We start from the raw sequence: 15,004 nt of genomic DNA, 5'->3' as shown, positions 1-15,004 counted from the left end.
ACTGGCGGTTTTATTTTATCTATCATTGGCAATACAATGATTTGATCTCAACATTTAATATCAACAATGGCTCAGATTATGTATCAACCCACTTGGCTAAACACAAAGATAACAGCAAACCACCAGCCATCAACGGCAACTAACCCCTGTACGATAAACAGGCCTATTACTGACATTCCAGCCATTAACTTGCCAGCCATTAACTTGCCAGCCATTAAACAGTGGTCTGCAATCAAGTTATTCTATCGTCAACATATGCCGTATGCTCGATTAGCTCAGAAAGAGTCTGTGGCTGTCATTCATCATCTAAGCCCACCAGCTACTGATGAAGTTGATATAAGCCAGCAAAAAATAATCGCTGCGGTAAGAGTTAAACCTATTGGCCAATATCAATTAATCAATGGATTATTGGTTCACCCTGACTACCGTGGACAACAGCTTTCAACTCAGTTATTGAAATTTATCGTGCCCAAATTAACCGCTAAAAATTGCTTCTTGTTTGCTCATCCGTGGTTAATTGGCTTATATCAACAGCAGCACTTTATCGTTATAGATCAAAATGACGTGATAGGTCAAAATGATTTATCAGCGATACCAGCAGACATCACTCAGTTGTATCGTCGCTATCACAGTGAACAACGACCACTAGTGTTGATGAAGCTCAATGATCCCGATAAATAATCTAGATTAATAATCTAACTCAATAAGATCAATGAGCCAAACTCAGACAAAATCTAGATCGTATTAAAGCCTCTCAAGGCTATTGCACACCAATAATTTTAGCCCAAATAGACTTAAGCGTAATCAAACTAAGTCAGCATAAGTACAAGGTGATCGAACTCGTTAACAATGATCGAAATGTGAACTTTCAATACACATAAACGACACTTGTTGCATTGTCATTACGGGCACTACTTTGACACTGATAGACGCTAAGTTAATCCGCTCGACATCGGTAAATAGCGTAATCGCTGCTTGATAATTATTGGTTACGCCACAAAATAGCCACATGTCTTGCCAGCGCACAAAATACCCCGATTGCTGCAATTGCGGATCATCTGGATTTTGTAAATCGGCTTCAACACACTCATACAACTCTGTCGCATCAGTCAACACCGCGGCTATTAGCTTCATATTGTCAAATGCAGATAACCTTAAATCCAAATAGGGTGAAAAGAGTGCTTCAAAGTTAGTACTCATAATATTCCTCATAAATAACCACTTTATCAACACCCCTTAGTATAACGATCACGTAATATTAGCTGTGGCCAGTAAACAATAATCACGTTGTTCAAAACGAAATTGATCAATCTCTGTCATTGCGGCTTTTTGTTGATGTGCTGCCAACGAACGCGCATTGTCAGCGGCAACATACGTCACCATAAATGGAAAGGTATCTGCCACTTGTTTTTTTAATTCGGTAACCAGCGCCGAAAAAACTCCCTGGCCGCGTTTTGATTCTTGTATCCAAACGGGTCCATATTGGCACGTGTTAGTCGTCGATAAAGCTTGTCCATTTAAATCGGCAAACTTAAGTTTTTGAATAATATGTCGGTACAATGGTTGCGAGGAAAAAAATGACCATTTTGCCGCCATCACATACCCAATGATCACCCCTTGCTCTTCAGCTACGATAAACCAATGTTGATTTATCAACTGGCTCACCTCTGCTTTGGTAAATGAATGAGCATGAAGTTGGCTATTTGAACCTACCAACTCATCATCAACATGGGCTCGTTCTAACTGCACAATAGCAGCAACATCGGTTAATAACGCCTTACGGATAATAAATGACAATGATTATTCCTTTGACCCTGAATTGGGAGATTGTTTCTTAGCCCATTCTATCACTAGCGCAACGGGCAGCGGAGACATAATTAGTGTTCCCACGCCAATGAGTGAAGCAATGACCAACATCCCACTGACTTGTTGACCGATATCACTTTGCCAATATAAGCCGACACCCACCAACAACATGATTAAACCGACGAAATGTAACACTTTAACTAATTTGATCATTTGCGACTCTTTAATACGTTAAATAATGTTCATTAATCCAAAACATTACAATTATTTACGCTCTTATTCACACTCAAGTAGTAGAATAACGGCAATTTTTTGGTATATGGAAATCTCTTAACATGATAAAGCATATTCTCGGCGCCACTGTTATATTTTTAGGCCTTAGTGCTTGTCAAAGCCACACTCAAATTGTCTCAAATGAACAATTAATTGGTACTTGGCATGTAGAAGTCGTCCTCGACACTCCTACCATTAATAATAGCCCAGCAAATTTAGTTTTTGCTCCAAACGGTGAACTGACAGGTAATAATAGCTGTAATCAATTTTTTGGTCGTTACGCCCAACAAGGTCACTTGCTTCAACTTGCACCATCAGGTTCGACTATGAAAGCCTGTATCGATAGTTTAATCACCCAAGAAGCTGAACTGATGCAAGCGATTTCATTGGTAGAACAAGTTGATTTCTCTAAAGGAAAACTCAATCTATTGTCTATAAATGGTGATACGCTATTGGTACTGACAAAACAATCGTTACCCTTATCCTAAAGCCTATGGTTTAAATGAGTCGCCGGATTAGTTATTAGTGTCAGTTTAAAGTTCCATTAAAAAATGAATTTTTATTCAATAAATCTGATTCTTTCTTGACTTAATAAGTCAATCTATTCAAAATGTGCTAGATTTTTGAATAACAACTATAAGATGAATTATCACTATGCCAGCGACAAGAAATCAGGATGAGCTCGTACGCACTTTTAAAGCGATTCTCAAAGAAGAACGTTTTGGAAGCCAAAGCGAGATTGTTAATGCGCTTCAAGCCGAAGGATTCGGTAATATTAATCAATCTAAAGTATCACGTATGCTCAGCAAATTTGGTGCTGTACGCACTCGCAACGCTAAGCAAGAGATGGTGTATTGCCTCCCTGCCGAGCTAGGCGTACCTACTGCGGGTAGCCCAGTTAAAAATTTGGTATTGGATGTCGATCATAACCAAGCCATGATCGTGGTAAGAACTAGCCCTGGTGCTGCGCAATTAATCGCCCGTTTGCTCGACTCAATAGGCAAACCAGAAGGGATATTAGGTACTATTGCCGGTGATGATACTATTTTCATCTGTCCAGCAAGTATTAAAACCATTGATGAGACATTAGAAACGGTTAGATCTTTATTCAACTATAGTGAATAAAAAACCATTTCAATAAAAAAGCAATGCCATGGCATTGCTTTTTTATTACCTAAAACTGGCGTTTACGCATCATCAAATTGAGTTAAAAAATCCAATGATGGCACAAAGAAAGACGATCCAGTCAGCGCTTTAGTAAACAACATCAAATGATCATGATTCCCGTGACCATCACCGTGCACCATACTGCGGAGCATTTGTTCGAAGTGATCCGGTGTACGACATACTGAAATAAACATCAATCCTTGTTCTCTAATCGAACCATATGGCATGCTTTGACGTAAAATTTCTAATGCGTTACCGTGTGGATCTTTTAAGTTAACTCGTTTTGTGTGGCTGGTTAATGGCTTATCTTCTGATTCATACTCAATATCATCAACTTTGGTACGACCAAAAATATCTTCTTGTTTTTTAAGCGGTAAACGATGCCACTTACTTAAGTTATGCATGTATTTTTGGACATGAACATAACTACCAGAGACAAATTCTTGATCTTCATCACCGACAAGTGCAACTTGTTGACGATGGCGTCCTTTAGGGTTTTCAGTACCATCAACAAAACCAGTTAAGTCACGACTGTCCATAAAGCGAAAGCCACGTTCCTCATCGACTAACTCGACCAAATCTTCAAACATTTGGTTAATTTCATTGGCGACAAGATGCAAAATATCATAGCGATCACAACGGATATGAATAAACAGATCATATTCCATTGCAGGTGCATCACGGTTACCTTCACTCATGGCCGGAAAAGGTTTTAATAATGCAGGGCGAGATTCTGGATAAAAGGTATCCCAAAAATTAGCCCCAATACCCACAAAGCCATTAAAAGCACTGTCGGCATATTGATCCGTGAGTTCATAAATATACTGCGCTACATTAGCAATAGATGGGCGTAACTGATCTTCAACACCATCGTTGGCATTAAACATCAAGTACACACTGTGTAAATTCCCTTCTGCGCAAATTCCTAACTGTTCACGAGGCATAACTTGGTTACCCATATTAACTTCATCCATCTTAATACTAAATGTCGGCCTAAACGGTGATAATTTAACGTTTTGATGTTATTCGACGGCGATTAACATCTCTTACCAGTTAAGCTAATCATTAGATTAACTTAATCAAATTTAAATTACTTGAAGTGTACTCACATTTAGCCCGTTTGTAATACATATTGTATTCATATTCGTGCAGATAACAGCTTGATCATTCATTACAATTGTTAACGAACTCACTAGAGTTAAGGGCCAAAAAGTAAGCCCTAAATCAGATATTTAGCCTATGTCATCGTAAAATTAGCCATTATTTTGCAAGCATGAGGTAAGTATCTTATTGCTGGGGTGTTTAAAGCAGCGTTATTACAAGTTAATAACGTACTGTTAGCAACACTTTTAGCAAACAAAGGGGAATTTGATAACCACTTTCCCCGAACTAAGGTTCACTACAGGCTGGACAATTAAAATTACAGCATTGATAGTTAATTAAAAATCACCAGTGGATGCGCTGTAATATTTATGTCCACTCGTTGACCGGGCATTAACGTCGTTGATTGGCTACTGACGTCCAAAATATCATCGCCAATTTGGACCTGATAATGACATACCGTACCAAGGAAATGCCTTTCGACAATGCATCCTCGGCCATTGATACAAGGATGTAACTCAATTTGCTGTGGTCTCAATAATAATTGCCCTTGGCTGCCAACAGGTAAAGACAATGCTTCTGTGCTGCTAAGATCGCCCAAGGAATAGTGCACTTGATGGCTGGAGGTGACCGTAACAGGTAAATAATTACCTGCGCCTAAAAAGTCGGCAACGTAGCGATCAGTTGGTGCACTGTATAAGGTTTCGGCTTTACCATGCTGAATAATGGCGCCATCCTTAAATAAAGCCAGTTTATCTGCAAACACAAATGCTTCATCTTTACTGTGAGTCACAAACACGGCACTGACATTACGTTGTTTCAATATGGCGCGAATTTCTAACATCATATCGTTACGAACTTGCGCATCGATATTGGAAAAAGGTTCATCTAGCAATAATAATTCTGGTTGATATGCCAATGCACGTGCAATCGACACTCGTTGCTGTTGACCGCCTGATAATTCATGCGGGTAACGCGATGCCAACCCGGTTAATTTAACCAACTCGAGCATTTCTTCTAATCGAGCTAACCGCGCAGTACGATTGAGTTCGTTAACCCCAAATAAGATATTGTCTGCCACGGTTAAGTGCGGAAATAAGGCATAGTCTTGAAAAATCATTCCCACACCACGTTGCTCGCTCGCAACAAACACACCATCACCACTCAGCGTTTGCCCATTGATGCTGATGCAACCTTGGCTAATGGCTTGTAAGCCCGCAATCGCGCGCAGCAGTGTTGTCTTGCCGCAGCCACTGGGGCCTAATAATGCGACAATTTCACCTTGCGCCAAGGTAAGATCTAAATGGCGCAACACCACTTGACCGTGATAATCGCTGCAAACATTTTCAATGGTTAAGGTTGACATAATTAGCCTTGTTGCTCCAAAGAGCGATTAAGATAAATCAAGGGTACAAGCCCAACTAACACAATCACAATAGCGGCCAATGCGCCATGTTCTAGTTTTTCATCTGAGACAAATTGGAAAACATAAGTCGCCAAGTTTTCAAATCCTATAGGACGCAATAATAACGCTGCGGGTAATTCTTTCATGCTTTCAATAAACACTAACAAAGCACCGGCAAAAATCCCTTTGCGTAATAAAGGCAAATGTACTCGCCATAGTAGCTGAGTAGGCGTTCGTCCTAAGGTAATACACGCCATGTCTAAAGAAGGGGAAATACGTTTATAACTGTTTTCTAAACTGCCGATGGATATAGCAATAAAACGAACACAAAAAGCAAAAATCAGTGCAAACACGCTGCCAGTCAGCAATAAACCTGGGCCTTGGGCGCCAAACCAATCGTAAATATCGTTAATCGCAAAGTCGATAAACGTCAGAGGTACTAATACACCAATCGCCAACACCGTTCCCGGTAAAGCATAACCAGTACTGCTCAATCTTGCGGGAAGCTGATCACTTTGTCGCGGACTCACACGGCGTACAAACATTAATATCAATGATAGGACTACGCACACACCACTGACAATAGCGGCAATATATAAACTGTTTAGGCTATACTGCCAAAATCGAACATCCCAACTTTCATTGAAATAATCGATAGCATATCCACACAACACAATGAAAGGTAATAAAAAGGCTGTAAATAACAAAACAGAGCAATAGCCTAATGCGACCCAAGCCATTTTTGGTGACAACACATATCTGTCAGCTTCATTAAGAGAAGATTGTTTTTGAAATAATTGTTGTTTCCGCCGGGCAAAACGCTCAACCCCAATCATAGAAAATACCACTAACAGCATAATGGCTGACAGCTTTGCTGCCGCGGTTAAACTGCCATAGCCGAGCCACGTGTCGTAAACTGCTGTGGTTAATGTCGGTACAGCAAAATAACTCACGGTGGCAAAGTCTGCTGCGGTTTCCATTGCCACAAGTGCAACGCCGACAGCCAAAGCGGGTCTTGCCATTGGCAGCGCAAGACGCCAAAAACTGCGCCACGGACTACATCCCATGACACGCGATGCATATAACAAACTGGAAGACTGCTCCATAAACGCAGTACGCGCTAATAAATAAATATAAGGAAACAATACTAACGATAATATTATCGCTGCTCCGCCAAGACTGCGTATCGCGGGAAAGTAATAGTCGTGGGGAGATTGCCAGTCAAACCAAGCCCTCAATACACGTTGCACCGGACCTGCATAATCAAGCATGTCGGTATAAACATAAGCCACAATGTAGGCTGGCATCGCTAACGGGAGAAGGAGTAGCCATTGAAAGTAACGGCGAAAGGGAAAGTCACAACGGGCAATTAACCAAGCAGCAGGAATCGCTAAAAGTAGGCTTCCGAGTCCAACCAACAACATAAGCAATAAACTATTGACTATGTATGTCGGTAGCACTGTATTGAATAAATGGCTAAATACAGCTTGATCAGGAAGAGTGGACTGCACAATTAAGGCAATCAGTGGCAAGATTAATATTGCCGTAATAAAATAACCAGCAAGCGACCAGCTTCTGGTTAAACCTAAAATCATAAATAATACCGAGTTAACTTAGCGCACCATCAATAAATCTATCAATCTATCAATCTATCAATCTATCAATCTATCAATCATATCGATAATGCGCTGATAATGTTTAAACAAGCTTCAATTAAAGATCAAATTTCACTTCATCAAGCAGTTTTACAGCGTCTTGATGGTATTCAGCCAACTTATAGATAGGCAAACTATCGGCTTTAAAATCACCCCATGACGCCACTAATTCAGACGGTTCGACATCAGCCTTTACCGGATATTCCATATTAACTTCAGCATACATTTTCTGTGCAACGTTTGAAGTAAGAAATTCCATTAGCTTAATCGCATTATCTTTATGCGGTGAATGTTTGGCTAATGCCATACCTGATACGTTTACATGAGCACCACGGTTCTGTTGATTAGGAAAGTTAATTTCAACCGCTTCAGCCCAGCTTTTCTGATTTTTATCCATCAGCATGTTGCCGTAGTAGTAGCTGTTACCGATAGCAATGTCACACATGCCTTCTTTAACTGCTAATACTTGATCACGATCATTGCCTTGAGGCTTACGAGCTAAATTAGCTTTTACCCCTTCTAACCAGGTTTTCGTTTTTGCTTCACCGTCATGGGCAATCATCGACGCCACTAATGCGACGTTATAAGGGTGTTTACCGCTGCGGGTACAAATTTTACCTTTGTATTCTGCTGAAGCTAAGTCTTCGTAATCGATGTCAATTTTACCGCTACGCTCTTTTGAAGAATACAGATTACGAACACGCATCGTCAGCGCATACCAATTGTTCTGTTGTGACCGATATTGAGGGGGAATATTGCTATTAATCACCGCACTGTCGACGGGAGAAACAAGATCTTTTTCCACTAATTCCATTAAGCGAGGGAAGTCAGATGTTAACACCACGTCAGCGGGAGATAGGCGACCTTCACGTACCATACGTTCTGCAATGCCATCTTTAGCAAAAACAACCTTTACGTCGACACCACTTTGCTCGGTAAACTTTTCTAGAATAGGTTCAATCAGGAAAGCTTGGCGATAAGAATAAACCGTTAATGCATCTGCAGCACTCACAGAAGAAGCAACACAAGCCAAGCCTAATAATGCGACACTTTTTAGCAATTTCATTAATCAACGCTCCTTAACTGAATCAATATTCCGCCGCCACCGGCGCAATTGATAATGGTTATCAATTGCAACAGAGTAAGTGATCATATCAAAAGGAGCAAGTGCTGTTTCACATTCAGCGGTTAAAACGCCAAGGCTAAAACATCAAATTGTTATGCTGTAAGCCAATATGGCAAGCTTAAGCCACTATCATGAAATTATGATTGACCAAAACACTACCAGTATTTTTCGACCGTAATTTGTCCAGGCGCTCGTCGAAGATTTTTTACTAAGCCTTTTTCAACTAAAGCGGTTTGCGCATCATTTATCATTCCTGGGTTACCACAAATCATCACTTGAGAATGTTCCGCATTAATCCCTAAGCCTGCTTTCTGTTCAATTAATCCGCTGCTAATGCCATCAGGAATACGACATGATAAGCCTTCGGGATATTCTTCACGGGTCACAATGGGAATAAACACAAACTGTTGAGGATATTGACTAATAAACTGTTTAATCGTTTCTAAATAAGCTAAATCTTCACCAAGTCTTACACCATAAACTAGCACGACTTTTTCAAAGCGTTGCCAAGGCTCATCGGTTGCAAGCATAGAGATAAAAGGCCCCACTGCAGTGCCTGTTGATAACAGCCATAAGTGTTTACCTTGCAATGCCCCTTTAGGCACCTCATCTAAGGTCATAAAACCGGTCGCTTTGGGCGTGATTTGAATGGTATCACCTGGGCTTAATGCTTTTAGATCTGGAGATAACTGACCATCCTCTACCGCAACAGCCAGCACCTCGACATAATCAGTCCCAGGGGGATTTACAAGCGAATACGCACGCGCGACACGTTTATCATCACGCATTTGGCTGAGCTTAATAAACTGACCTGCGATAAAAGGTTCGACATCGGCTTTGATACGCAACGAGAATAATTTATCATTCCAATCAATGCGTTTTAGCACGGTACCGGTAATCCACATGACTTTGTTCCTTTTAGACTGGCGTATGTATTTACTATAATACCAATCTATACAGATATTTGCTTAATTAAAAGCCTCCCCGATTTATATCTATAGTGAATAATCACACGCGATTAACTCACTTAAAAGAACAGAGCTAAGTTTACGTAGTTGATGAATCTTGCTTAGCTGAATGGGCATCTAGGCGGTCTTGTTGAAACTGAGCAAGTTTTTGTTGTATGAGCTCATAGGTTTGATCGACTCCTGCTGCAATATCGCCTTCTAATACTTTGAGCCCAGATAAGATATCGCTAGCCTCTTTAAAACCTTGATCAATAGCATCACCAATTTTCACCATAAAACTGCTAACTTGCTCATCAAACCCCATGGATTTATTTTGTTGTTGATGTACCGAGAAGAAATTTGTCGCAAAGCTGACAATACGATCGGCTGTCGCTTCAGGAGAGTAATCCACTCCACTTTCAATACTTTTTTGGACTGAGTTCTCCCCCAGTGTTGGCGCAAGCTCTTCATTAATGGCTTCAATCGCGGCACGGTAAAGTAATGCCATAGACTTATCACCCGCAGCAATACTGACTTCTTCTTGCGCCGCTAAAATCGAATTATTCATCATTTGTCGACTTAGCTGATTGCTGGTTAACTTAGGCTCAACCGGGGAATTTTTCTCAGCTTGGTGGCTTGATGAAGTTTGCGATGTATTAACTGTTTTATTGTCACGCAGTGGACTGGCATTACTGCTATTTGATTGTTTAATTTCCATGATATTAGCTCGCATACAATGACCGATAGCTTAATTATCGACCAAAAAACTCATTTCTAAAGTCATAAATTAAAACAATTAAGAGAAATTTATTAATATCAATTTTACTAAAGAATAGCCTGTTGATTAACATCATCAATTTAACTTGCCCAAATGAACATCTGCTAATATGGTAATCAGATTGATAGCCAAATAGGAATAACAACATGCCGCAACAACATTGGTTCATGTGGGGAATAGATATTTTTTCTGGTCTTTTCTTAGTGTTATTTTGGTTATTACTGATCGCTGTAATTTACATGTTTATCGCTGATAAACTGCAAACCAAACAAGCCATTCGACACAACTACCCTGTTATCGGTCGATTTCGATATATATTTGAAAAACAAGGTGAGTTTTTTAGACAATACTTTTTTTCTCAAGATCGCGAAGAACTGCCGTTTAATCGAGCCGAACGTAGTTGGGTATATCGCGCAGCTAAAAATGTTGACAGGACAATTGCGTTTGGGTCGACACAAGTTCTGGATAAACCGGGTGCGGTAATGTTCATGAACTCAGCATTCCCCGTCAGTGATCATGACACTCACCAAACCATCGCGGTAATCATTGGTCCTGAATGTAAACACCCTTACACAACCGATAAAATTTGCCATATCTCGGCCATGAGCTTTGGAGCCTTGTCTCGCCCAGCCATTACAGCACTATCCCATGGTGCAGCAAAAGCAGGCTGTTGGCTCAATACTGGCGAAGGTGGGTTAAGTCCTTATCATCTAAAAGGACATTGTGATTTAGTGTTTCAGATAGGTACCGCTAAATATGGTGTGCGTAACGAGCATGGTCATTTAGACCCACAAAAACTGACCGATATTGCAGCTCATCCTGAAGTAAAAATGTTCGAAATTAAATTAAGCCAAGGTGCTAAGCCTGGCAAAGGTGGTATTTTACCGGCGATAAAAGTCACCGAAGAAATCGCAGCTATTCGCGGTATCCCAGCAGGACAAGACTCCATAAGCCCCAATGGCCACATTGAATTACATAATGTTGCTGACATTGTCGATATGATCAATCAAGTAAGAGATATCAGCGGTAAACCAACCGGTATTAAAGCGGTATTAGGTGACATGTCATGGGTTACTGAATTTCTAGATGAAATTGAACGTCGTGGTATTGAATATGCGCCAGACTTTTTTACCTTAGACAGTTCAGATGGTGGTACGGGCGCGGCACCACAAGCCTTAATGGATAATGTCGGCTTACCATTGCGCCAAAGTTTACCGTTACTGGTTGATTTACTTAATGAACGCGGCTTTAAACAACGCATTAAAGTGATTGCGACCGGTAAAATGATCATGCCGTCATACGTGGCATGGGCATTAGCCACTGGCGCCGACTTTATTGCTTCAGCTCGCGGAAACATGTTTGCCTTGGGCTGCATTCAATCGTTACAGTGCAACCGAGACACCTGCCCAACCGGTATAACGACCCATAATATACGATTGCAAAAAGGCTTGGATCCAAAAGATAAATCTGCACGCGTCGCAAACTACAATCATTTCTTACATTACGATTTAAACATGATCGCACATTCATGTGGTGTAACCGACCCAAGATACTTAACTCGCCATCATGCCCGAATAGTGCAATCAACGGGTGTAGCGGTCACTCTCGATAAACATTACCGACATATGCAATAAATTAAACCTCAACCCCAGTGAATAACTGGGGTGCGCTGAGCGGATTACTGAGGTGCACTCAGCGGATTACTTTGCCGAATTTAAGAATAGGTGTACAATATACTTTGATATCGATCACAATAAGCAGTATTAATGTGATTTTAAAGAGGCATCAATTCAGGGGATTTCGTGTTGAACATAAAAACGAATGCAGCAGATCTAAATGTCAAAAGCTTAAGTTTAAGCTGCAGAAACTGTAATCGGATGACAGAAATCGAAGGTGAATTTGTGTGTTTTGAACAAGGAAAAATCAAACGCTTAACTTTAGATCCTTCTCCAGCTGCACTCATAAAAATGGTCTGTATTGGTTGGCAGAAAAAGTAAGCTTTTGATCATTAGTAGCAGCACTCGTTACCATTGAATCAACTCACTATAATTCCTATCTTCTTCCAAGTATTTGATACCGTAAACCAGCCAAATACTAGCGACTAAAGTCATTTGAACATGTCAAAATACATCCGTTGATATCACTTTATCTGCATAATATGCAAATCAATGAACCAACATAAGTTGATTAACGCGATGTAAACTAAGAAAGCATGTCCTGCGGATCATCACTTTGTTTAATAATGTTTTTATCAAGGTCTTTGTTCATTGCTTTAGCTAAAGTGAGTCCTCGAGTCGTTACTCTCAAACCGGCACATAAGTCGTCATAAACTATTTTAATAGCATCATCAGACATGTTACGCGTTTTAAGCATTGCCATAATAGCAAACCAATCGGTTGTCACTTGATGTCGGGTGCCTTCTAGCGCCGCAATTAACGCAATATTATGCACAAGTCACCTCCATACACGAATTCGCACCTTTGATAAAATCCAATTGATTGAAAAATAAAGTTATCTGGAATAAATAACCCACAAGTTAGGCTATAGATTAACTGCGTTGATCACTGTCGTCAAAAGATTCATTCGCGTTAAATATATCCAGACGATTTAAACACCACTCAGCGCTGTTAAAGTAGTCAGATACTGAGTGTTTACGCTATAGAGATTTTTATTTGTGGCAACGACAGTATTTTACCCGACAACATCATAGCGCGATATCCATTGACCAACCCTTAATCATTTGGCAGATCTTTTTGTTCATGTTGAATATGCCAAAGCCGAGCATAAAGCCCTTGTTGAGCTAACAAACTGGTATGAGTTCCATGTTCAACAATCTTACCTTTACTCAATACAACGATTTGGTCAGCATCAATAATGGTCGATAAACGATGGGCGACGACTAAACTTGTATGGCCTTTGGCTGCATCTCGCAAGGCGCTCAAAATGGCTTGCTCTGAGCGTGAGTCTAATGAAGATGTGGCTTCATCGAACACTAAAATAGGCGCTCCTTTCAACACCGCGCGTGCAATAGCAACTCGTTGCTTTTCGCCGCCGGAGAGCTTTAATCCTCGCTCACCGACCTTGGTGTTACCTTTATCCGGCAATGATTCAATAAAGTCACTCAAATGAGCCAATTTAATCGCCGCGAGAATCTCATCATGGGTAGCATTTGAGCGGCCATACCTAATATTTTCATAAATAGAATCATTAAATAACACAGTATCTTGCGGTACCACTGCGATGGCTCTTCGTAAGGCCTGTTGGCTAAGTTGACGCACATCAATACCATCAATAGTGATAGACCCACGGTCAACATCATAAAAGCGGAATAACAGTTTAATGATAGTTGACTTACCTGCGCCACTGTCGCCCACTACGGCAATTTTTTTCCCTGCTGGCACATCAAAACTAACGCTGTTTAAAATAGCGCGTTGGTCGTAATGAAAGCTCACATCAGTAAACTTTATTGCCCCGACAGTTGGACTGGCTTCAATAGCATCGACGCGGTCTAACACTTGTGGTTGTTTGTCTAAAATATCAAACATACGCTCAATATTGGCTAATGCTCCACGGATCTCACGGTAAACAAAGCCTAAAAAATTTAATGGAATGAACAGCTGCATCATAAAAGCATTAATGAGAACAAAGTCACCAATTGTCATCGAGCCTTGGCTCACTTCATAAGCCGCCAGCGCCATCATAGCCGTCATCGCAACAGCAATAATTAATGCTTGTCCACCGTTTAGCGCAAACAATGATAAACGGTTTTTTCGCTTTGCAACTTCCCATTGTTCAAGTGCGGAATCATACCGTTGTGACTCAAATTCTTCATTGTTAAAATATTTTACAGTTTCATAATTTAACAAGCTATCGATTGAACGCGTATTAGCCAGCGAGTCAGCTCTCGCAGCATCGCGCACATAACCGGTGCGCCACTCTGTCGCCACAATTGAATAACCAATATAGGCCACCACAGAAAATAAAGTGATCAGTGCAAAACTGGCGCCATAGTTATAAAAGAAAATACCGATCACTAAGGCAATCTCAAGCAGGGTTGGCACAATATTAAATACCATAAAGCGCATTAAAAAACTGACGCCACTTGTGCCGCGTTCAATATCACGAGACAGGCCGCCAGTACGGCGATCTAAATGAAAATCAAGATCGAGCCGATGTAAATGTTCAAAAACGGCTCTTCCAAGGCGGCGAATAGCGCGTTCGGTAACACGGCCAAATAACGTATCTCGTATCTCGCCAATTATAACATTCAGCAAACGTACCATGCCGTAAGCTAGCACCAATCCAACAGGAACTGCGATGAGCTGGGCTGAAGATTGCTTATCAAGCGTATCGACTAATTCTTTCAGAATAAATGGCAGTGCAACACTCGCAATTTTAGCAACGATTAAGCAAATCATTGCTAACAACACTCGTGCTTTAAATTCTAATAAATATGGCCATAATAATCTTAAAACATGCCAATTTAACTTCCCTACCGGGCCTTCGAAATACGCAGAAGGTCTCATTTATGCTCCAATTAATTACCACTGCTATAGGCAGTTCGCCACGACCTAATATTGATTGTCTTATTATATGTCATTTTCTAATCAGACATCGGTCACATTACTATGGATTAAGCCCACACTCATGTTTATCATAAAAGGGCTATTTGAGCGTCAGGTAAATAGTACTTTAGAACTATCAATGAATGAAATCACACAGACTAAAATACTACTTTTTAAATTT

At 40.6% G+C, this 15,004-nt stretch carries 16 protein-coding genes; 5 read left to right on the top strand and 11 right to left on the bottom strand.

All coding sequences use genetic code 11. The annotated features are described in order from the left end of the window. The first annotated feature begins 78 nt into the window (after positions 1–78). Positions 79–681 carry a GNAT family N-acetyltransferase gene (locus tag AAEY94_RS13445; protein ID WP_350979033.1) on the top strand — a complete coding sequence of 201 codons (603 nt, stop codon included), beginning with the start codon at positions 79–81 and terminating at the stop codon, positions 679–681. 162 nt (positions 682–843) lie between these two features. On the opposite strand, the gene AAEY94_RS13440 is transcribed toward AAEY94_RS13445, so the two are convergent. Genes AAEY94_RS13440 through AAEY94_RS13430 form a run of 3 tightly spaced genes read right to left on the bottom strand, consistent with a single transcriptional unit; the run spans position 844 to position 2,019 of the window. After that, on the bottom strand, positions 844–1,200 hold the full coding sequence (locus AAEY94_RS13440; RefSeq protein ID WP_123777952.1) for a hypothetical protein: 357 nt from the start codon (positions 1,198–1,200) through the stop codon (positions 844–846). A gap of 48 nt (positions 1,201–1,248) precedes the next feature. Next, positions 1,249–1,797 (bottom strand): GNAT family N-acetyltransferase, encoded by a 549-nt coding sequence (locus AAEY94_RS13435; protein ID WP_101085321.1) that lies wholly within the window; start codon positions 1,795–1,797, stop codon positions 1,249–1,251. Positions 1,798–1,800: 3 nt separating this feature from the next. Then, positions 1,801–2,019 carry a hypothetical protein gene (locus AAEY94_RS13430; protein ID WP_101085320.1) on the bottom strand — a complete coding sequence of 73 codons (219 nt, stop codon included), beginning with the start codon at positions 2,017–2,019 and terminating at the stop codon, positions 1,801–1,803. A 122-nt stretch (positions 2,020–2,141) separates the two neighbouring features. Between AAEY94_RS13430 and AAEY94_RS13425 the strand changes: the two genes are divergently transcribed. Next, a complete protein-coding gene (locus AAEY94_RS13425; protein WP_101085319.1) occupies positions 2,142–2,567 on the top strand; it encodes an META domain-containing protein in 426 nt (141 codons plus the stop codon). Positions 2,568–2,733: 166 nt separating this feature from the next. Continuing rightward, complete coding sequence (argR, locus tag AAEY94_RS13420; RefSeq protein ID WP_011636127.1) at positions 2,734–3,204, top strand: transcriptional regulator ArgR; 471 nt, start codon at positions 2,734–2,736, stop codon at positions 3,202–3,204. Between the two features lie 62 nt (positions 3,205–3,266). Here argR and AAEY94_RS13415 read toward each other — a convergent pair whose 3' ends face one another. From AAEY94_RS13415 to AAEY94_RS13390, 6 genes are all read right to left on the bottom strand, one after another. Then, positions 3,267–4,205 (bottom strand): Dyp-type peroxidase, encoded by a 939-nt coding sequence (locus tag AAEY94_RS13415; protein ID WP_101085318.1) that lies wholly within the window; start codon positions 4,203–4,205, stop codon positions 3,267–3,269. Between the two features lie 476 nt (positions 4,206–4,681). After that, the gene (locus tag AAEY94_RS13410; RefSeq protein WP_192114245.1) at positions 4,682–5,716 is read right to left on the bottom strand and encodes an ATP-binding cassette domain-containing protein; all 1,035 of its coding nucleotides are present in this window, start codon (positions 5,714–5,716) and stop codon (positions 4,682–4,684) included. After that, complete coding sequence (locus AAEY94_RS13405; RefSeq protein ID WP_350979032.1) at positions 5,716–7,347, bottom strand: ABC transporter permease; 1,632 nt, start codon at positions 7,345–7,347, stop codon at positions 5,716–5,718. Before AAEY94_RS13405 ends, AAEY94_RS13410 begins: the two co-directional genes overlap by 1 nt. A gap of 118 nt (positions 7,348–7,465) precedes the next feature. Next, entirely contained in the window at positions 7,466–8,473 is a 1,008-nt protein-coding gene (locus tag AAEY94_RS13400) for an extracellular solute-binding protein (protein ID WP_350979031.1), read from the bottom strand. A gap of 215 nt (positions 8,474–8,688) precedes the next feature. Next, positions 8,689–9,438 carry a ferredoxin--NADP reductase gene (locus tag AAEY94_RS13395; protein WP_101085314.1) on the bottom strand — a complete coding sequence of 250 codons (750 nt, stop codon included), beginning with the start codon at positions 9,436–9,438 and terminating at the stop codon, positions 8,689–8,691. Between the two features lie 142 nt (positions 9,439–9,580). Next, the gene (locus AAEY94_RS13390; protein WP_162023830.1) at positions 9,581–10,198 is read right to left on the bottom strand and encodes a DUF5610 domain-containing protein; all 618 of its coding nucleotides are present in this window, start codon (positions 10,196–10,198) and stop codon (positions 9,581–9,583) included. Between the two features lie 206 nt (positions 10,199–10,404). Between AAEY94_RS13390 and AAEY94_RS13385 the strand changes: the two genes are divergently transcribed. Further along, the gene (locus AAEY94_RS13385; protein ID WP_350979030.1) at positions 10,405–11,892 is read left to right on the top strand and encodes an FMN-binding glutamate synthase family protein; all 1,488 of its coding nucleotides are present in this window, start codon (positions 10,405–10,407) and stop codon (positions 11,890–11,892) included. Between the two features lie 171 nt (positions 11,893–12,063). Next, on the top strand, positions 12,064–12,255 hold the full coding sequence (locus AAEY94_RS13380) for a hypothetical protein (RefSeq protein WP_162023832.1): 192 nt from the start codon (positions 12,064–12,066) through the stop codon (positions 12,253–12,255). A gap of 205 nt (positions 12,256–12,460) precedes the next feature. Here AAEY94_RS13380 and AAEY94_RS13375 read toward each other — a convergent pair whose 3' ends face one another. Together AAEY94_RS13375 and AAEY94_RS13370 are read right to left on the bottom strand one after the other, a co-directional pair. Then, complete coding sequence (locus tag AAEY94_RS13375; RefSeq protein WP_350979029.1) at positions 12,461–12,709, bottom strand: hypothetical protein; 249 nt, start codon at positions 12,707–12,709, stop codon at positions 12,461–12,463. Positions 12,710–12,990: 281 nt separating this feature from the next. Continuing rightward, a complete protein-coding gene (locus tag AAEY94_RS13370) occupies positions 12,991–14,784 on the bottom strand; it encodes an ABCB family ABC transporter ATP-binding protein/permease (RefSeq protein ID WP_350979028.1) in 1,794 nt (597 codons plus the stop codon). Positions 14,785–15,004 lie beyond the last annotated feature (220 nt).

Origin of the sequence: Shewanella sp. AC34-MNA-CIBAN-0136, assembly GCF_040309945.1 — a bacterium.
Taxonomy (GTDB): domain Bacteria; phylum Pseudomonadota; class Gammaproteobacteria; order Enterobacterales; family Shewanellaceae; genus Shewanella.
Note: the sequence above shows the minus strand (reverse complement) of the source record. Positions and strands in the feature narration are given on the sequence as shown.

Bases quoted from the DNA above. Each gene is read 5' to 3' on its own strand.
- AAEY94_RS13445 (WP_350979033.1), top strand. From the start codon at position 79: ATGTATCAACCCACTTGGCTAAACACAAAGATAACAGCAAACCACCAG.
- AAEY94_RS13440 (WP_123777952.1), bottom strand. From the start codon at position 1,200: ATGAGTACTAACTTTGAAGCACTCTTTTCACCCTATTTGGATTTAAGG.
- AAEY94_RS13430 (WP_101085320.1), bottom strand. From the start codon at position 2,019: ATGATCAAATTAGTTAAAGTGTTACATTTCGTCGGTTTAATCATGTTG.
- AAEY94_RS13425 (WP_101085319.1), top strand. From the start codon at position 2,142: ATGATAAAGCATATTCTCGGCGCCACTGTTATATTTTTAGGCCTTAGT.
- argR (WP_011636127.1), top strand. From the start codon at position 2,734: ATGCCAGCGACAAGAAATCAGGATGAGCTCGTACGCACTTTTAAAGCG.
- AAEY94_RS13415 (WP_101085318.1), bottom strand. From the start codon at position 4,205: ATGGGTAACCAAGTTATGCCTCGTGAACAGTTAGGAATTTGCGCAGAA.
- AAEY94_RS13405 (WP_350979032.1), bottom strand. From the start codon at position 7,347: ATGATTTTAGGTTTAACCAGAAGCTGGTCGCTTGCTGGTTATTTTATT.
- AAEY94_RS13400 (WP_350979031.1), bottom strand. From the start codon at position 8,473: ATGAAATTGCTAAAAAGTGTCGCATTATTAGGCTTGGCTTGTGTTGCT.
- AAEY94_RS13395 (WP_101085314.1), bottom strand. From the start codon at position 9,438: ATGTGGATTACCGGTACCGTGCTAAAACGCATTGATTGGAATGATAAA.
- AAEY94_RS13390 (WP_162023830.1), bottom strand. From the start codon at position 10,198: ATGGAAATTAAACAATCAAATAGCAGTAATGCCAGTCCACTGCGTGAC.
- AAEY94_RS13385 (WP_350979030.1), top strand. From the start codon at position 10,405: ATGCCGCAACAACATTGGTTCATGTGGGGAATAGATATTTTTTCTGGT.
- AAEY94_RS13370 (WP_350979028.1), bottom strand. From the start codon at position 14,784: ATGAGACCTTCTGCGTATTTCGAAGGCCCGGTAGGGAAGTTAAATTGG.